An 18043-nucleotide genomic window follows, 5' to 3' on the forward strand; every position below is an offset into this window, starting at 1 on the left:
CACTGGTCGCCTAGACCGTGTGCTCGCCTGTTATGCTCAGATGGCTCTGCTGCACATCGTCCAGCGTGTAAGCGCGGATATAGTCGATCTTCATTTGTGCCGGCGTCGCCAGATGGTCGGGAGGCGCCCCGGCGAAACCGCCGACCGCGAGATCGACCAGCATATACATCGGGCTATGCATATCCGACGGCGTCGCGGCCTCAGCGACCTTGACGCCATCGTAGGTCCAGATCAGCTGATCCGGCGTCCACAGCACGCCGTAGGTGTGGAAGCCATCGGTGTTCGAAACATTCACCGAGGACGAAATCTTGGTGTGCTGTCCCGTCTCGTTGGTGTGCGCCGTCATCTGCAGCGTGTTCGGTTCCTGGCCGCGCATTTCGAGCACGTCCAGCTCCGGCGGCCACGAGCCGTCTTCCGGCAGCAGCCAGAAGGCTGGCCATGCTCCGGCCGTTTCGGGCAGGTCGGCGCGCATTTCGAAATAGCCATAGGTCTGCGAGAAGGTGTCGTGCGTCGTCAGGATCCCGGAAGTGTATTCGTAATTGTTGATGAGCGGCTTGATGTCGTCCGGGGCCTGCGCCGCGGTGATGGTGAGAACGCCGTTTGCCACGCTGAACGGGTGGACGGAACTCGTCGGGCCGTAATTGGCGTCGATGTACCATTGCAGCTCGCCGTTCTGGGTCAGCGTGCTGCCGTTCGGAGCGCCCCACCAGAAGTTGGAATCCCAGGTGCCGCTGTGGCCGTTCCAGAGATTCAGCGTGTTGAAGTAGTCGACGAAGGACACCGTCATGCCCGTTTTGTCGATCGGCAGTTCGAACTGGGCGGGCTGAAACTTGTCGATCGTGGTGTTGTTGAACACCAGAACCTCGCTGGAGCCGAGGTTGAGCTGCACATTCGCTCCCGCCTGGACCATGTTGGCCTGTACGGCCTCGAACGAGGTGAGGGCGTAGCCATTGAGACGCACGGTGTCCGTCGCGCCGAAATCGAAGATCAGGTCGCTTCCGTTGCCCTTCGAGACGATGAAGACGTCGGCACCGTCGCCGCCGATGAGGACATCATTGCCCTTGCCGCCATCCAGCGTCTGGCTGCCAGCGCCGCCCGTGATGATGTTGTCCAGCGCATTGCCGAACGCGTAGCGGCCATCGCCGGTGACGACGAGGTTTTCGAAATTAGCGGGCAGCTTGTAGCTCATCCAAGTGTCGATCGTGTCGACACCTGCCCCAGGATCCTCGACCGCCTTGTTGATCGTGGAATAGAGATGATAGTAGTCGTCGCCCGCGCCACCGTACATTGTGACATTGACACTGCTGTCTCCCCAGAAAGAGTCGTTGCCGGGCGTGCCGTGCAGTTCCGGTCCGGACCCGGTTGCCGAGAACCAATGGGTGGAAGCACCGGTGTAGGGAAGAGGGATGCCTTTGGCGTTCGTGATGGTGCTCATCAGAAATCCTTCCTCGTGGTGCCTGGCCTCTCAAATCATTCGATAAGAGTCCCGGATACCGCTTCCCGAGCAACGTTGCAACGAACAATATCGTTCCAGGGAATCGTCACTCGACCCACCATAACATCGACCGTTCTGTAGACATACCCTGAATAAGTAGCAAAGAGTCAGCTCCGATGATGATAGTAAGACATGATGACCAGAAAAAATTGATTAAAATTTTGTACATATGCCAAAATTATAGACATATTGTCTTGGACGATGCCGAATAATATTAGTTTTCGCTAACACTTTGAGACGCACGAGGACGGAGGGCTGCGGGCCCGATTTGGCCGAATTCCGCCGCATGCTGACGCGCGCCCGCGCTGGGCTGGGCTCCGACATGGCAGCGGGCGATGACGCCTGGCAGGACGTCTCGGTGCGCGCCTCGCTGCTGCCCGACGATATGCAGGGCGTGTTCATGATGATCGCGCGTGCGGCGAAGGAAGGTTGGCCATGCCCGAGCGACGCCGCAATCGCCCGCGCCTATGGCTCGCACTCACTGCGCCGCGCCCGGCGCCTCTTGACCTATATCGAGGAGCAGGGCCTCATCGTCTGCCAGCTCGATGGGACCTGAAGGCGCACCGTGACGCTGGTGGAACTCGCCTGGGCGACGGCGCCTGGTGATCCCAATGCCGGGGAGGTGGAGCAGGGGAGTTTGGCACCGTGAGGGGGTGCAATAAGAAAATGTCCTCAAGCCGTGGTTATTCCCAAACGGCAAAATGCAGCGCCCAAGTCTGCTTTGTGCCAGTAGCGGGCAGCCTGCGCACCGACTTCCAATGTCTTGTTTGGGGCCGGAAGAGGACCGTCCGGTTCTGGCATTGAAGGCAAGGGAGCAGACCTGCCGTCGAGCCTTTGTGGACATTCCGTTTCCGCCAAAGTCACCCGTCAAATTTGTTGCTGCTTTATTGTCGGCTGTAGGTTTTCGGATTGCTGACAGTGTTCGACACGGAGTCCAGACCAATTGCGCGTCGCATTTGCCAAGGAGGAAAGCGCCGGCCCGCGCTATCTCCGATCGGATCAACCTCGTCACCGAGGCGGGCCTCAAGATGCTGCAGGTTGAATTGGCTCGCGCTCAGCAGGCTCTCGAGGCCGTTAACGTGCTGGAAGATATCAACGAGAGGCGACGGCAGTCGGCGGTCCCGGTTCGAGATATGCGCTACTATGCCGAGCGCGTCCGTACGGCTCAGCTTATGTCGGTGCCGACGTCCAACGAAGTGATCGCCTTCGGTCACACCATTACCTTCGAGCGTGACGATGGCCGCACTCAGACCTTTCGCATCGTCGGTGAGGAAGAGGCCAACCCGTCTCAGGCTTCCGTATCGCATGGTTCGCCGGTTGCCATCGCGCTGACTGGCAAAACCGTTGGCGACGTTGTCCAGCTGGGGCAGCGCGAACTCGAGATCCTGTCCATTTCTTAGTGGAAGATCGGTGTAGAACGCACGATCGAATTGCGGGCGTGTTCTGAGACCTCGTCACGGTCAACCGCCACGTTGGTACACCGTCAGGTGACGCCCAGTGAGTCGCGCTGCTTGACGTCAAAAACCCGGAACAGGCCGGGTTTTTCCACTCAATCGAGCGCCAAGCGTTAAAGCCGCCGGAAAGTTCTTGATCACGGCGCGCATCACCATCCCGCTGCCAGGCCCAAGCGCTATTCGGGCAATCAAGGCTGCGGCACGCACACGGGTCGAGAATTGCCGACGCCATTCCCTTTCGTAGCGACGTCCGGCCTCGTCGTGGCCCTCGTGACCTTTACCCAACGCGATCAGTTCTCTCGCAAGGAGCCAGCCGGATTGCAGCGCCATCGAAATCCCTTCCGCGATTACAGGGTGTGACTCACCTGCGATGTTGCCGACGCGGAAGATGCCCTGATCATAGCCAGCTCGAATACCGGGATGGATCGGTCCCGCGGCGAGCCATGGGCCATCCAATTCGGCACCGGCCAGCACAGTTTCCACGCCTCGGCACGAGGCCACGACGTGGCGCCATACCGCATCCGCCGCCGCAATGTTTCCATAGCGCCGGCGCAGGCCGGATAGAACATCTCGGCGGATGCAGCAGGAAATTGAAGCCCGGCCATGGTCTGCCGTTACCATTCCCCCATAGCCGCCCGGGAATACCAGCAGCGGCATCAGGTCGGGCGCCAGCGCGGCGCCGGTAAAATGCGCTTTGAAACCGAAAAGGTCAGAAGGTTGGCTCGCTCTTTCAAACTGGCTTGGGAGTTTCCCGATTTCCCAGGATCCGTGCGCGGCAATAATTACAGGTGCGCTAACAACCTTTTGTTGCTGGCCCGCCTCCACGGTCACAAACTGCAAATCATCGTGCCGACGAATAGCGACAGCCTTGCAAGGCTGGAGAATTTCGACACCCGCGCGTTCGGCGGCCTGTAACAACATGTAATCCAAACGATCGCGGCCGAGAGCGCGGCCGAGACCCGTCTTGGCGCTCGGCATTCGCGCCTCGGCTGAAACATCGCCAGAAAAGAACCCGACGCGACGTATTTCGGGGCCGGCTTCCGCGCGCCAAGTTTCGCCGACGCCCAACTGGTCGAGCAAGGCAAGGCTGGTGCCCGATATGAATTCGCCGCAGACCTTTCGGCGAGGAAACGCGACCTTCTCCACCATCGCCACCGACCAACCATGCTGGGCCAGCACAATGGCGGTAGAACTGCCGGCGGGGCCGGCACCGATGACAATTGCGTCGTGCATCATTTGGTGCCGGGCATAATGGCACCTACAAAACCTTGAGTGAATAGGCCTTTGCGGGCCTCCATCACGGGCATTCCACCTGACAGCTGCCACAATTGTGAAAGTTCCGTGCCGCGAAAACCGGAGCGGACACTTTGCGTCGCGTCGTTCAGTGTAACCGCGCAGGCGCCGATCAGTCGCAGGAGCCGCGTAGCGGCAAGTGGCCCCTTGGCCCTGAGCGGCTCCGTCGCGACGAGCATCGGGGCCATCGTCATTATCCGGGAAAACAGCTCCAGGAGGCGCGTGTCGTCGAAGTGATGGAGGATGAGGTTGGCGCAAACAAGATCGAAGGGCCTGTCCCCTGTCCAATCGAATATATCGGCGGTTACAGGTTGCGCCCGCCAACCAAATTCAGCGAAAGAGTTGCACACATCCTTGCCGATCAGGTCGATCCTGTCGACCATGACGATCTCCACATCGGGCCAACGCCGCGCCATCAGCCGCGCCACTCTCAGCATGAACTTTCCGTCACCGGCGCCGAGTTCGAGGATGCGCAGCGGCGCTGTCAGCACGTTCGTTCGCAAGAGCGATGCCATGATCCTGGCCTGGAACATCAATGCGTTGATGCGAACGAGATCACGACGGGATGCAATCGCACCAGGATCGTCGGCCGGGAGGCCGTCGAGGAGTTCTGGCTCCAGATGCCTGATGTTTATGTCGGTCATGCGATGGATCGGAAATCTAAGGCTTCAGCCGGCAATCCGGCAAATAGAATTCGGTCGTACCTTTATGGCCGCGCACTGTTCATGGCGGAACTCGCATGTGAACTCAGTCCGGACGGCGAAGCCGAAGGTCGGCCCCTTTCATACAAGATCGGAGGCTGGTATCACAGTTTGCTAATGAGAAATATCGGCACCGCGCAATAAAATACCTTATGCCGACGTTTGCCTTAGGAAACGCTTCCCCAATTCCTAGACCTCTTATGAGACCCGATTGGGCTCATTGTCGGAGCAATTTTGTCCTCTCAAGCGTATCTGAACCGTATTGCCACGTCAGTTCCAGAACACGACGTGCATCAATTCTTCCTCCGCTATGGAGCTTCGCTGCTTGAAAACGATGCCCAGCGTCTTACGCTTTTCGAGCGAATGGTCAGTCTCGCCGGCATCGAACATCGCTATTCCTGCTTTGCGCCCGCCGACGATCCGCGCGGCGGGGCAATCGACCGTGACGGCACCTCGGTCAGGGGTTCCTTCGCCAGCACAGCAATTCGTATGCAGATGTACGAAGCCGCCGCGCCGGAGCTCGCGCACAAGGCCGTCGACACGCTGCTGGCCGACGACGACCGCTCGCTGATCACGCATTTGATCGTGACGAGCTGCACCGGCTTTTCAGCGCCTGGCATCGACCTCGAACTGGTGCAGCGATGCGGCCTGCCGACGTCGGTCGAGCGCACCATCGTCGGCTTCATGGGATGCTATGCCGCCATCAACGCCTTGAAGCTGTCTCGCCATATCGTGCGCTCCGACCCGAACGCCCGAGTGCTGATCGTCAACATCGAATTGTGCACGCTGCATTTCAGGGAAGCCACCGAGCTTGAGAAGCTGATCTCGTTCTGCCTGTGGGGCGACGGTTGCGCGGCCGCACTGGTAACGGCCGAACCGCACGGCATCCTGCTCGAAAGCTTCCACGCCATCGTGGCAGTGGAGCGCAAGGAGCTGATGAGCTGGCACATCCGCGACGACGGCTTTGACATGGTGCTGTCCGGCCAGGTTCCCGGCGCGGTCCGTGAGACGCTGCGCAACGAGCATCCGGCCATCCTCGGCGGCAGGCCCGCCAAGGAGATCGATTTGTGGGCGGTGCATCCCGGCGGCCGCTCTGTGCTCGACGCGGTCGAGCGGGCACTCAAACTGGAGCCGACCGCGCTCGCCGTATCGCGCGAAGTGCTCCGGCAATACGGCAATATGTCATCGGCGACCGTGATGTTCGTGATGGCTGAAATGCTGAAGGAGCCGTCGGGCTTGCTCGGCTGCGGCATGGCGTTTGGGCCGGGATTGACCACCGAGACCATGATGTTCCGGACTGCCTGATGAAGGCCCTGCACGAAAACATCTCGCTCGCAGCCCGTCGGCTGGCGCCCTATTTGCCGTATCCGCACTTCATGTGCGTGGCACCTCTTGACGCCGTGCTGCGGATTCTATGGCGCGCGGAAGGCCACATTCCCCCCGCCTACTGGCCGCGCCTGGTGCTCCTGCTCCTGCTTTCGGGGATCAATACAGTCACCTCCCTGCCGGAGCGCGTGATCCTTGCGGCATGGCTGCGGCTACGACCTCCCCAGATGGGGAGGGATAATGCCCCCGTGTTCGTCCTCGGCTACTTCCGATCCGGAACGACGTTTTTGCAGAACCTGCTGGCAGCCGATCCAGACCTGAGATCGCCGAGTTGGCCGCAGGTCCTGGCCCCTCAGGCATTCGTCCCTGGATGGTTTCTCCTGCGCTACCTTTTCGTGCCGTTGCTGCCGTTGACGCGCCTTAGCGCAGTCGTGCCAGTGGGCGCCAAGCTGCCGGGGGAGGACGACTTCGCGTTGAACAATCTGGGAGGGATGTCCGTCCTCGCGGGACGCGCCATACTTCCCCGCCGGCAAGCCTTCTTTAATCGATTTCACGATCTCGACGCGCTTTCGAAGGGGGAGTTAAGCCGCTGGCGCTCGCATCAGTTCGGTTTCGTTCAGAAGCTTACTCTCGTTGCAGGCGGACGGCGACTTCTGCTCAAGTCGCCGAGCCATACGGCGCGCGTCCGCTACCTCCAGGAACTGTTTCCGGGCGCCAAGTTTGTCCACATCTCCCGTTCGCCGGAAGTCGTGTTCCGGTCCAACCTCCTTCTGGCGCGCGAATTGCAACGTGCGTTCGCCCTGCAGCCGCCACTGCCCGAGGATGAGCAGGAGGAGATCATCACCTGCGAATATCTCGCGACAGAGATGCACTATCTAGCCGATAGAGCTCAGATCCCAGCCGCCGACCTCGCGGAAGTGCGGCTGCAGGATCTCACCGCCGACCCCGTGGGTGAGATGAAGCGGATCTACCGTGAACTGGGCCTGCCATTTTCCCGCGGCTGCGAGGAGCGGGTACTGCAGGTCGCCGCGACGTTCGGCAAACAGGTGCGTAGCCGCCATCCCGACCTGACGGAAAGGCAGAAAGCGCGGGTCGCTCGCCTCGAACCGCTGGCTGCCGCTTTTGGGCATGCGCCTCTACAGGCTCCCGAGACGCTCGATGTTGACAGCCAACAGCGCATTGGATGACATAGGATCATGACAGCAGGCCCATGGTCGTACGCAAGCTGGGCAGCTTTGGCCCGGCTGTTGCTTGTCCCGGTGCTACTCGCGATCTGCGCCCCATCGCTTTCGGCAGCTGCCGATGAGCAGAGTGACGCGGTCAAGTTGGTTGAGACTGTGCGCCAGGCGGCGATAGTGCTTGGGCACGGTGGACCTGCAGAGTCGCAGCTCCGCTCGATCTCCGCGGCGTTCGACGGTAGGGGGATCGCGCAAGCCGTGCTCGGGACGTATTGGCGCCGGGCGAGTGCAGACGACCGCGCCTCGGTGGTCGATGCGCTTCTGTATGCTATTGCACACAGGCTGGCCGAAAGGCTGGAGCGGACGCAGGACAAGACTTTCACCGTGCTCGGCACAAAGGCTCTGGCTAACGGCGACATCCTGGTGCGCAGCGAATTCCGCCGGCCGCTCCACGGCCCAACGTCAGTGGACTGGCGTGTCCGCCACTGCCGCGGACAGCTCTGCATCGGCGATGTCTTTGTCGACGGCGGCTCCGTGACCGTGCAGCAGCGGGACCGTGTTGCCCAACTGCTCGCCGGCAACGGCGGCTCGATCCCAGCACTTGTCGCCGATCTCAGGAAAGGCCGGGTATGACGCCTCGCTTGTGCTCATGTCCCTCCTCGTCGAATTGAGCAATGTCGGCCGCGACTTTGATGGCGGTCGTATTGTCGCCGTTGACGGTGTGTCGCTTGCGATCGAGGATGATGAGACCGTCGCCATTGTCGGCCGCAGCGGGAGCGGCAAGTCCACGATCCTGAACCTGGTCTGCGGCCTCGACCGGCCGACGCGCGGCGAAGTTCGGTTCGAAGGACGGGCCGTCAACGGGAGGGCAGCATGGGCAGCCCTGCGGGCCAGCAGGATCGGCATCGTTTTCCAGAACTTCTTCCTGCTCCAGTCCTTATCGGCGCGCGAGAATATCGAGGTGGCTTTGTTGGGAAACCTCGGCGGAGCGCGGCAGCGTCGCGTTCGCGCGCTCGAACTTCTGGCACATTTCGGTCTTGCCGAACGCGCTACGCTCCGGCCGGCCGAGCTTTCGGGCGGCGAACGTCAGCGGCTTGCAATTGCGCGGGCGCTTGCCAACCGTCCGAAGCTTCTCGTTGCGGACGAGCCGACAGGAAGTCTCGACGTGCAGACGAGCCAGTCCGTGATGAGCATCATTGGCAACGCGCATCGCGAGTTCGGTACCGCAGTGATCGTGGTGACCCATGACGAGGACGTGGCCGCGCTGTGCGGTCGGCGCGTCGAGATATCCGACGGCCGCATCCGTTCGGACAACCGAATGACGGCGATGCCGACGCCCGCGCCGACGTTGCGGATCCGCTAACCCATGACAGAGCTGACCCTTCCCTTGCGCGGTCTCATTTCGCGCCCGCTTCGCACCCTCCTCACGGTTCTCGGCATCGCTCTGGCGGTCGCGGGGTTTGTGGCGCTTACCGGCCTGACCGCTGGCGTCCAGCACTCATTTGCTTCAGGAATCAATGAGAACGGTGCGGACTTGGTGGTGAGCCAACGCAGTGCGTTCAACCTCGTGAGCAGCGCCGTGCCCAAGTCGCTGAGCTCCGGGCTTTCCGCGGTACCAAACGTCGAGGCCGTGTCGGGCATTCTCCTGAACATCACCACCGCTGACGACGCTGCAAATATTGTCATGGCCGGCTGGCCGAGCGACAGCTTCCTGTGGAAAGACATGCACCTCCTGGCGGGGCGAATCCCTGCACCGGGGGACCAGTGGTCCGTGATCCTTGGCGAATCGATCGCCCGCGCATTGGACAAGCGGGTGGGTGATACCGTCGAGCTGCAGTTCCAGCCCTATAGGATTGTCGGCATCGCGTCGTTCTCGTCCGTGCTGAACCAGAACAGCGCGATCGTTCCGCTTGAAGGACTGCAGCAACTCCTGTCGCGGGAGGACGTTTTTACCTTGTACGAGGTGAGGTTGAAGCGCCCACTCGACAAGAATGACATCGCTGTTGCCCGAACCCGGCTCATCGCAGCCGCACAGGGGTTTGAGGTAGGTGACACCGAGCAGTTTTCCAGCAGCATCCGCATCTTCGATCTGCTTCGGGCGATTGCCCAGACAATTTCACTGGTTGTCATGGCGATGGCCTCTGTCGCCGTCGCCAATACACTTCTGATGGCCGTGAACGAACGGACGTTCGAGATTGGAGTTCTCGCGGCGCTTGGCTGGTCACCGCGGCGGATTCTTCGGCTCATTCTCATCGAAGGCGTGATCATGAGCGCAGCCGGCGGGGTCATCGGGATCATTCTCGGCGTCCTCACGATGGAGATGGCGGCGAAGACAAACTTCGCAGCGGGCTTGATCGTGCCTTACCTGTCAGGCTGGTCGATCGCGCAGGCGCTGATCTTCGTCTTCATCGCTGGCCCCCTCGGCGCGCTCTACCCGGCCTGGCGCGCTACACGTCTTCTCCCCGCTGACGCGCTTCGCAGGATCTGACGCCGGGGGGCGAGTATTATTTGAGTAAGCGGATCATGCGGGGCAGGCTTTGGAGGACCTGGAGTGTGGTGGTCGGCCATGTCTGCCTTCAGGAAATAAAAAGCGCTTCTCGACGGCCGATACGCGGCGCCAAGCTGTCATGTGCGCTTTCCCCTGGGAGAGTCCGCTTCTGACCGATGTTGAAAAGTCCGCGTCGGGGCTGCCAACGGCATTTGCATAGAACGGCATTCCGCGAACTCAGGACCGGAACCTGACGGTTTTGAAGGTTCCCGATTCCGCTGACCGCGCGATCGCATCGACGGTTTCGGCTACACGGTATCCGTCCTCGAAAGTGGCTCGCGGCGCGATCGGCTTGCCGCCTTCCACGGCCTCCAGCATGTGTCTGGCCTGATGGGCGAAACACTCGTTCCAGCCGAGCGGATGCTGGCCCTGGATGCCCATCGGCAGCCAGAAGTCGCTGTAAGGATGGCCGGCCTGCGTCACCATCTGCACCCGTGGACCGCGCTTCGGCTCGTAGATGACCAGTTCGTTCAGCCGCTCCATGTGGAAAGCGACGGACCCTTTGGTGCCGTCGACCTCGATGAAGCCGCCGAGATTGTGGGCTCCAGCCACGCGCGTCGCCTCGAACGACGCCGTCGCTCCGTTTTCGAGCCGTGCCGCGCAGACGAAAGCATCGTCGTTGACGTCAAGGATCTGGTTTGAGGAATCCTTGCTCCATGTTCCAGTCATGGCCGCGACCTCGGCGACCTCGCCGACAAGGAAGTGCGCCTGGTCGATATGGTGTGAGCCGAGATCGCCGAGGCCGGCCTGTGCCTTGCTGAAACGCCAGTTCAGGGGACCGCCAGTCAGCATGTTCAAAAAGTTGAAACTTGGCGCAAAAAAAACTAAAACTCGACCAAACTTGCTTCGACGCCACCCTCCTTGAAGCCCTTGCAGAACAAGGGGTTGGAGGGTGGCGCGAGTGACGGGGCTCGAACCCGCGACCTCCGGCGTGACAGGCCGGCACTCTAACCAACTGAGCTACACCCGCGCATGGCGAACACGTGTCAGCCGTGTTCGTCGTTGGGGCGCTGGATAAGGGGTTCGCCACCGGGTGTCAAGCGTGACAGGACAGCATAACAGCAAACAGGAGAAGGTTTTTTGACAGCCGGCGTTTTGTTGGCAAAACCGGCATCCAACCAAGGCGTCTTGCGCTCATTTGGCCTTGCGAAGCCGATCCTGACCGCTTAAAGGTCCGGCCCGGAGCGGGCGATTAGCTCAGTTGGTAGAGCGCTTCGTTTACACCGAAGATGTCGGCGGTTCGAGCCCGTCATCGCCCACCATTCCAATGACACGATCCATCCACGGCCGCATCAATGACGAAGCCCACGGTATGGCGTGCCTGGCTGTCCATTCGCCGCCGCGTCACAAACCCGCAGCAGATCGGCATGAATGTTTCTGGAGTTCAGCAACTCGGCCGCTTCCGGGTAGCCCTCGGCGAGCAATGCGGCAATGATCTCGGCTGGCGAGTGGTGGACACCACCCTCGGCCAAAGCATGTGCCCGCTGGTAGATATGGCTGGTTCTGATTTCTTTGGTCATTGCCAAACATCCCCCTTGATCAGCACTTTGTGAACAACCTTTGAGACGCGAAGTTGTTCCGCTGCAACTTGTGGGGGAATGTTTGCCAACTAATACGCGGGCGATGGATCTGTCGCTTGAAGTTATGCTTCTCATTCCCCTCGTCGTCAGGAGACTGAGCGATTCACTGCCGTTCGTGCTGTGATCAAGGCGGCAACAGCCGAAAATCATTGCCCTCGGGCAGCAGCTGCCCGCCGTCGACGATGATGGTCGTGCCGGTGATGTAGCTGGCATCGTCGGAGGCGAGGAACAGGAAGGCGTTGGCGACGTCGCGCGGGCTGCCGAGGCGGCCGAGTGGAATGGAGTCCTCCATGTTCTTGATGTAGGCAGCACCCCGATGCAGTTCGATGGCCTCGGTGAGGATGTTGCCGGGCTCGACACCGTTGACGGTGATGCCGTAACCGGAGAATTCGAGCGCCGCCGCACGGATGAAGCCGTTGATGCCGGCCTTGCTGGCCGAATAATGGCCATGGCCGGGGCTGGTGACATGCGGGCCGGTGATGGAGGAGGTGTAGAGCATGCGGCCAAAGCCTTGCGCCTTCATCGGCACCAGGGCCGCGCGGCTGGCATTGAAGGTGCCGCGCAGATTGACCGCCATGACGCGGTCCCAGTCGTCGGCGCTGGTGTTTTCGATCAGCTGCCAGGGATAGATGCCGGCATTCTGCACGATGATGTCGAGGCGGCCATGGAGCTTGAGCGCCAGCGCGACGGCTGCCTCGGCATCGCTCATTTGCGAGATATCGGTGCGGATGAAGGGAACGCCCAGCTCGTGCGCGGTCGCTTGCCCGGCCTCGACTTCGGTGTCGGCCAGCACCAGCCTCGCGCCTTCCTCGGCAAAGCGGAGTGCAATGCCCTTGCCGATGCCGCGGGCGCTGCCGACGATCAGCGCCACCTTGTCTTTCAGTCGTCCGGTCATGCGAGCCGTCCTGTCATGCGAGTCTTTGGCGGATGGTTTGCTTGAAAGCGTCGAGCAGCACGGCGGCCAGCACCAGCAGGCCATGGATCACCTGGGTGAAGTTGGCCGGCAGGCCCATCAGGTTGATCGCCGTGTTGATGGCTGAGAGCAACAGCACGCCGGCATAGACGCCAGGCAGGGTGCCGACGCCGCCTTTCAGACTGACGCCGCCGATGACGACGGCGGCGAAGGCGTTGAATAGCAGACCGACGCCGAGATTGGCGGTGGCGCCTGAGGTGCGGATCGCCAGCAGCCAGCCGGCAAGACCGGCGATGGCGCCGGCGAGAACGAAGGCGATGATGAGATTGCGGTTCACCCGGATGCCGGCGCGGAAGGTGGCCGTCTCGTTGCCGCCGATCATCACGAGATGCCGGCCGAACGGCGTCTTGGCCATGATCAGCGAGAAGACGACGAAACAGGCCACCGCGATCCAGGCGGTGAGCGGCAGGCCGATAAGGCGCTGGATGCCGAACCAGCGGATGGCTGGCGCCAGGTCCTGCGCCGAGCGGCCGCCCGAAATCACGAGCACGAGGCCACGCACCCAGATGTAGGACGCCAGCGTGATGATGAAGGCGCTCATCTTCACCTTGACCACCAGATAGCCATTGAAAGCGCCGATGAGGCCGCCGACGGCCAGCGCCAGCAGCAGCGACACCGGAACCATCAGCCATTCGGGATGCAATTGAACGCCAAGCCCTATTCCGGACGAGCAGAACAGGATGCCGACCGCCATGGCGCTGAGCGCTGCCACGGATTCGACCGACAGGTCCATGTGACCGGCGATGATTACCAGCGCCAGGCCGATCGACATGACGCCGAGCACGCTGGACGCCTCGATGATGTTGGCGAAGATACCGAGTTGGAAATAGTTCGGGACGAAGATCGAGAAGACCACCAGCACGAACAGCAACATGAACCAGACGAGGTTGTCGAGAACGAACTCCAGGGCTATGCGTGTGCGCGGGTTCATGGGCTGATCCGGTTGGCGCACGACCCCGAAAATCAAGCTGATTTTCGCAAGGATCGGGCGCGGATTCAAATTCGCCACGGCGTCCCTTCGGACGCGGCGTTGTGAAAGGGCAGGCTCCGGGCCGCTACGGCCCGGAGCGCTTTCAAATGACTATTCGACCGACTTGACGGTGTCCGTCGGCGGCTTCTGGTTGCCCCAGAAGGCCGGGTTGTCGACATTTTCCTTGGTGATGGCGGCACCCGGGATCTTGATGTTCGGGCCCCAGGCTTCCTTGGTGACGGTCGATTTCAGGCCGAGCACGTCGTATTCGCCGGGCTTGATCTCTTCCTTCTTGGCGATCTTGTCCATGAACATGGCGACAGCCGCGGCCTGCGCGTAGAGCGGCTGCTCGACTTCGACGTTGAGCCAGCCCTTGCGGATCAGGTCGAGGCCGACCGGAGCGCCGTTCGAGCTCATCAGCATGACGTCGCCCGGCTTCTTGCCGGCGGCCTCGAGCGAGGCGACAGCAGCGACCGAAAGATGCGCGGCATGGCTGAAGATCAGATCGATGTCGGGGTTCGCCAGCATCTGGTCGGCAACGATGGTGCCGGCATTGCTGGCTTCCCACTGCATGGCCGGAAGCGAGATGATCTTGACGTCCGGAAACGCCTTCATCTTCTCTTCAAAGCCCTTCTGGATGTCGAGCGTGTAGGGGTCGCCGGGGTCGCCGAGCACCTGCAGGACCTTGCCCTTCACCGAGCCGTTCTTTGCTTTCAGCAGCTTCTCGGCCTGGTCGGCGGCGACGTATCCGATCTCGACCGTTCCGGCGACAGAGGTGAAGTCGGATGGCGTCGACGTGATCTGGCGGTCGAACTCGACCACCGGAATGCCGGCCGCGCGGGCGGCTTCAATGGACGGCTTCAGTGCGTTGAAATCGACGGCGGCAAGGATGATCGCCGCCGGCTTCAGCGCGATGACGTCGTTCATCTGTGACTGCTGGGCGTCGGTCTTGTTGTCGGCGTTCAGCGTCTTCATCTCGTAGCCAGTCTGCTTCAGGAACAGTTCCAGCGCGCTCACCGAGCCGGTCTGGAACTCGTCCAGCAGGGTCGGCACCATATAGTAGACGATACCCTTGGACTGGGCGAATGCCGGCGTGAGCGTGGCAAAGGCCAGTGCCAGGATACCGAAGACAGCAAGAAGTATTCGCTTCATGTCGTTCGCTCCTCTTAAGCCGGACCCCTCTTTTGTCCCTCAGCCCGCCGGTCCGGCACCGGCAAGCGTCTCTCCGGTGATCATGTTGATCACCGCATCGGGACTTGTTTTGTTGCGTGCGACATCGCCGGCCACGACGCCTTGCCGGATCACCACGATCCGGTCGGCGACCTGGAAGGCCTGCTGCATGATATGGGTGATGATGACGACGCCGATGCCCTGGTTCGCCACCTGGCGGATCATGTCGAGGCCGCGCCGCGTCTGTTCGACGCCAAGCGCTGCGAACGGTTCGTCGAGCAGCACCAGCTTGCCGCCCCAGTGCACGAACCGGTTCAGCTCGATGGCCTGCCGCTGGCCGCCCGAAAGATGCTCGACATTGGTGCGCAGCGAGGGAATGCGGGTCCCGGCGCTGGCCAGCGCCTTTCCGACGACGGCTTCCATGGCGCGCTCGTCGAGCACGGGAATGCCGAGAACCTTCCGGGTGATCTCGCGGCCCATGAAGAAATTGGCGACCACGTCGACATTGGTGCACAGCGACAGGTCCTGGTAGACGGTCTCGATGCCCGCCGCCTTGGCCTCGGCGGGCGACCGGGCAAGAAACTCCTTGCCCTCGAACAGCATACGGCCCGAGGTCGGCTCCAGTCCGCCTGCGATGATCTTGACCAGCGTCGATTTGCCGGCGCCATTGTCGCCCAGCAGCGCCACGACCTCGCCCTTGCCGATCGAGAAGCTGATCCCCTTGAGCGCTTCGATCGCGCCATAGTTCTTGGTGACGTTGTCGAGCACCAGCAGGGGTTCGTTCATGCCGCAATCTCCCTGGCTTTGAGAAGGTCGCGCTCGCGCTCGCGTTCGGCAGCGAACATCTGCCCGAAGCGGGGTGACAGCACCCCCGAAACCGCAAGGGCGGCAGCACCGCGCAACACCGAATGTTGCCCGCCGCGCGCGACGAGAATTCGAGGCGTCGTGCGGTCCTTCCGTGCGGAAACGGAGTTGTGCAAGCCGCCGGCCGAACCAGCCAGCCGTTCGAGCAGATCGGCGGATGCCAGCCCGCCGAGGATGACCGTCTCCGGGTCGAACAGGTTCTCGATGATAGCGACGGCATTGTGGAAGATCGGGCCGACTTCAGCCACCCAATCGGCCTCGCTGCCGTTCCAGCGCCGAAGCGCCTCGAGCGAGAGGTATCTTTCGAGACAGCCGCTGTTGCCGCACGGGCAAGCCTCGCCGCCGGGAACGACGGGAATGTGTCCGATCTCGCCGGCATTTCCCCAGGCGCCGCGCAAGGCGCCGCCGTCATGAACCATGACACCGCCAAGGCCGACGCCGAAATAGAGATAGTAGTATTCGGAAAACTGGGCGCCGAGGCCGTAGAGGCGCTCGCCCATGGCCGCTGCCGCCATGTCGGTTTCAAAGAAGGCCGGCAATCCGGTCGAGGCAGCCAGCCGCTCGCGCAGCGCCACATCCTTCCAGCCGGTCATGGTGGTCGGGCCGACAAAACTCATGGATTCGACGCCGAACGGTCCGGGCAGGGCCAGGCCGACCCCGAGCACCCGTCCGCCAGCCCGCAGTCTGGTCAATTCGATCACCATCGCCCCGATCAGGTCGAAGGCATGGTCCGGCGCCGCGTTCGGAGCTTCGCGATAGTTGCTCTCGATTACGTCGCCGCTCAGATTGATCAAGGCGGCACTGATGCCGAGCGGGGTGATGTGGACGCCGACGGCATAGCCGCCCTCGGGGTTGATGCGCAGGGTCGCCGGGGGCAGGCCGCGCCCCTTCGGCTCTTCGCGCAGCGACAGGATGTAGCCTTGGTCTTCCAGTTCGCGGACGATGGTCGACACGGTCTGGACGGTGAGGCCGACACGCCGGGCAATCTCGCCGCGGGCGATCGGTCCATGCAGGCGGATGGACTCGAGCACGATGCGCCGGTTGTACGGCCGCCCGAACTCCTGATTGGTCCCCCGCAGTGCCATGACGTGCGCCCCTTGGAGAGGGTAACTTGGCACCGCTTATTTATTCAGTCAAATGGAATTCAAAAATAAATGGTGGCGAAACCCGAATCCATGGAAGGCCGTGAAAGGACGCATCCTGCTCAGGACCTGCCTACGCGCCGCGCTGGCTGATTGCCGGCTTGTCGAAACCGTTTCAAAGGTGGCGAACCCGACCGTTGATCCGACAAAGCATGGAGCAAAAATGATCGAATTGCCGTTTGCCCGCGACGAGTACCAACAGCGGCTGCGCAAGATCCGTACCGAGATGGCCAAGCGCGGTCTCGAACTCCTTGTTGTCAACGACGTTGCCAACCAGCATTACATCACCGGCTATGATGGCTGGTCATTCTATACGCCGCAGGTGGTGCTCGTTCCAATCGAAGAGGTCGAGCCGGTCTGGATCGGGCGCGCCATGGATGCGGCCGGCGGTCTTCTGACAGCCTGGATGAAGCCGGAAAACGTGGTTGGCTTCCCGGAAGACCACGTTCAGCGCGTCGATCGCCATCCCATGGACTGGATCGCGAATTGGATCGTCGCGAAGGGCTGGGGTATCAGACATATCGGCATCGAACTCGAAGCCTACTATTTCTCGCCGAAAGGGCATGCCCGGCTCGTCGCCGGACTGCCCAATGCAAAATGGCATGATGCTGATCTGCTGGTGAATTGGATTCGAGCGGTCAAATCGGCGCCCGAGATCGCCTATTTGCGCAAGGCCTCGACCTTGGCCGAAGCAGCGGTCACGCGGGCCTTCGAAGTGATCGCGCCGGGTGTTCGCGAGTGCGATGCCATCGCCGCCATCCAGGCGGCGCAGATCGCCGGTAGTGCGGACTTCGCGGGTGACATCACCGCGCTGCCGCCGACAATTCTCGGCGGCGAAAATGCGTCCGCGCCGCACATCATGTGGAGCGACAGGCGGTTTGGGGACAACGAGACGATTGCGCTCGAACTTGCCGGCGTCTGCCGCCGCTATGCCGCCGGGCTGGCGCGAACCCTGCAGCTTGGCAAAACACCGACAAATGTCAGGGATACGGCAAAAGCGGTGCTCGAAGGCATGGATGCGGTGCTCGATGCGGTCAGGCCGGGAACATCAGCCGAAGCGGTCGAGGGCGCTTGGCGCAAGGTCATTCAACGCTACGGACTGAAGAAGGAGTCGCGCATCGGCTATTCGATCGGCGTCGCCTATCCGCCGGATTGGGGCGAGCACACGATCAGCCTCAGGCCGGGCGACAAGACTGTGCTTGAACCGGGCAACGTCGTGCATTCCATCCTCGGCATGTGGATGGACGGCTGGGGCATCGAGATCAGCGAGACCATCCTGGTCACCGAAACCGGCCATGAGACGCTGACCAGGTTCCCGCGAGAGATCCATGTCAAATCCTGAGGGTCCG

Annotated in this window: 17 protein-coding genes, 2 tRNA genes and 1 pseudogene; 9 read left to right on the top strand and 11 right to left on the bottom strand. The window is 61.7% G+C overall.

What is annotated here, in order from left to right:
* Positions 1–10 precede the first annotated feature (10 nt).
* Entirely contained in the window at positions 11–1435 is a 1425-nt protein-coding gene (gene eglC / locus C8D77_RS26175; RefSeq protein ID WP_109669532.1) for an endo-1,3-1,4-beta-glycanase EglC, read from the bottom strand.
* A 298-nt stretch (positions 1436–1733) separates the two neighbouring features.
* Between eglC and C8D77_RS26180 the strand changes: the two are divergent.
* Positions 1734–2144: pseudogene (locus tag C8D77_RS26180) on the top strand (ATP-binding protein); the annotation flags it as partial.
* Positions 2145–2331: 187 nt separating this feature from the next.
* Positions 2332–2895 (top strand): transcription elongation factor GreA, encoded by a 564-nt coding sequence (greA, locus tag C8D77_RS26185; RefSeq protein ID WP_425453759.1) that lies wholly within the window; start codon positions 2332–2334, stop codon positions 2893–2895.
* A gap of 117 nt (positions 2896–3012) precedes the next feature.
* On the opposite strand, the gene C8D77_RS26190 is transcribed toward greA, so the two are convergent.
* Together C8D77_RS26190 and C8D77_RS26195 are read right to left on the bottom strand one after the other, a co-directional pair.
* Entirely contained in the window at positions 3013–4182 is a 1170-nt protein-coding gene (locus C8D77_RS26190) for an NAD(P)/FAD-dependent oxidoreductase (RefSeq protein WP_245951872.1), read from the bottom strand.
* Complete coding sequence (locus C8D77_RS26195) at positions 4182–4886, bottom strand: class I SAM-dependent methyltransferase (protein ID WP_109669539.1); 705 nt, start codon at positions 4884–4886, stop codon at positions 4182–4184. The genes C8D77_RS26190 and C8D77_RS26195 overlap by 1 nt, the downstream gene beginning before the upstream one ends.
* A 345-nt stretch (positions 4887–5231) precedes the next feature.
* On the opposite strand from C8D77_RS26195, the gene C8D77_RS26200 reads away from it, so the two are divergent.
* Genes C8D77_RS26200 through C8D77_RS26220 form a run of 5 tightly spaced genes read left to right on the top strand, consistent with a single transcriptional unit; the run spans position 5232 to position 9935 of the window.
* Complete coding sequence (locus C8D77_RS26200; RefSeq protein ID WP_245951873.1) at positions 5232–6248, top strand: type III polyketide synthase; 1017 nt, start codon at positions 5232–5234, stop codon at positions 6246–6248.
* Positions 6248–7456: a sulfotransferase family protein gene (locus C8D77_RS26205; protein WP_109669545.1), complete on the top strand. Its 1209-nt coding sequence runs from the start codon at positions 6248–6250 to the stop codon at positions 7454–7456. Before C8D77_RS26200 ends, C8D77_RS26205 begins: the two co-directional genes overlap by 1 nt.
* Positions 7457–7465: 9 nt before the next feature.
* Complete coding sequence (locus C8D77_RS38845; RefSeq protein ID WP_109669547.1) at positions 7466–8080, top strand: Tgt2/MlaC family protein; 615 nt, start codon at positions 7466–7468, stop codon at positions 8078–8080.
* 16 nt (positions 8081–8096) lie between these two features.
* Positions 8097–8810, top strand: a complete 714-nt coding sequence (locus C8D77_RS26215; RefSeq protein WP_109669549.1) for an ABC transporter ATP-binding protein — start codon at positions 8097–8099, stop codon at positions 8808–8810.
* A gap of 3 nt (positions 8811–8813) precedes the next feature.
* Positions 8814–9935: an ABC transporter permease gene (locus C8D77_RS26220; RefSeq protein ID WP_109669551.1), complete on the top strand. Its 1122-nt coding sequence runs from the start codon at positions 8814–8816 to the stop codon at positions 9933–9935.
* A gap of 237 nt (positions 9936–10172) precedes the next feature.
* On the opposite strand, the gene C8D77_RS26225 is transcribed toward C8D77_RS26220, so the two are convergent.
* Both C8D77_RS26225 and C8D77_RS26230 read right to left on the bottom strand, forming a co-directional pair.
* Positions 10173–10871, bottom strand: a complete 699-nt coding sequence (locus tag C8D77_RS26225) for a Gfo/Idh/MocA family protein (RefSeq protein ID WP_425453763.1) — start codon at positions 10869–10871, stop codon at positions 10173–10175.
* Positions 10872–10888: 17 nt separating this feature from the next.
* Positions 10889–10965, bottom strand: a tRNA-Asp gene (locus tag C8D77_RS26230).
* A gap of 216 nt (positions 10966–11181) precedes the next feature.
* On the opposite strand from C8D77_RS26230, the gene C8D77_RS26235 reads away from it, so the two are divergent.
* Positions 11182–11257, top strand: a tRNA-Val gene (locus C8D77_RS26235).
* Between the two features lie 30 nt (positions 11258–11287).
* On the opposite strand, the gene C8D77_RS26240 is transcribed toward C8D77_RS26235, so the two are convergent.
* The 6 genes from C8D77_RS26240 to C8D77_RS26265 form a co-directional block, all read right to left on the bottom strand.
* Positions 11288–11515, bottom strand: a complete 228-nt coding sequence (locus tag C8D77_RS26240; RefSeq protein ID WP_109669556.1) for a hypothetical protein — start codon at positions 11513–11515, stop codon at positions 11288–11290.
* A gap of 184 nt (positions 11516–11699) precedes the next feature.
* Positions 11700–12470 (bottom strand): SDR family NAD(P)-dependent oxidoreductase, encoded by a 771-nt coding sequence (locus C8D77_RS26245; protein WP_109669558.1) that lies wholly within the window; start codon positions 12468–12470, stop codon positions 11700–11702.
* A gap of 13 nt (positions 12471–12483) precedes the next feature.
* Positions 12484–13479 (bottom strand): ABC transporter permease, encoded by a 996-nt coding sequence (locus C8D77_RS26250; RefSeq protein ID WP_109669819.1) that lies wholly within the window; start codon positions 13477–13479, stop codon positions 12484–12486.
* A gap of 150 nt (positions 13480–13629) precedes the next feature.
* Entirely contained in the window at positions 13630–14670 is a 1041-nt protein-coding gene (locus tag C8D77_RS26255; RefSeq protein ID WP_057145852.1) for a sugar ABC transporter substrate-binding protein, read from the bottom strand.
* Positions 14671–14709: 39 nt separating this feature from the next.
* Positions 14710–15474, bottom strand: a complete 765-nt coding sequence (locus C8D77_RS26260; RefSeq protein ID WP_109669560.1) for an ATP-binding cassette domain-containing protein — start codon at positions 15472–15474, stop codon at positions 14710–14712.
* Positions 15471–16637, bottom strand: coding sequence for an ROK family transcriptional regulator (locus tag C8D77_RS26265; RefSeq protein WP_109669563.1), 1167 nt, complete (start codon positions 16635–16637; stop codon positions 15471–15473). Before C8D77_RS26265 ends, C8D77_RS26260 begins: the two co-directional genes overlap by 4 nt.
* Positions 16638–16857: 220 nt before the next feature.
* Between C8D77_RS26265 and C8D77_RS26270 the strand changes: the two genes are divergently transcribed.
* A complete protein-coding gene (locus C8D77_RS26270; RefSeq protein ID WP_109669821.1) occupies positions 16858–18036 on the top strand; it encodes a M24 family metallopeptidase in 1179 nt (392 codons plus the stop codon).
* Positions 18037–18043: the final 7 nt, after the last annotated feature.

The sequence above is a fragment of the Mesorhizobium loti genome (assembly GCF_003148495.1).
Classification (GTDB): Bacteria; Pseudomonadota; Alphaproteobacteria; order Rhizobiales; family Rhizobiaceae; genus Mesorhizobium; species Mesorhizobium loti.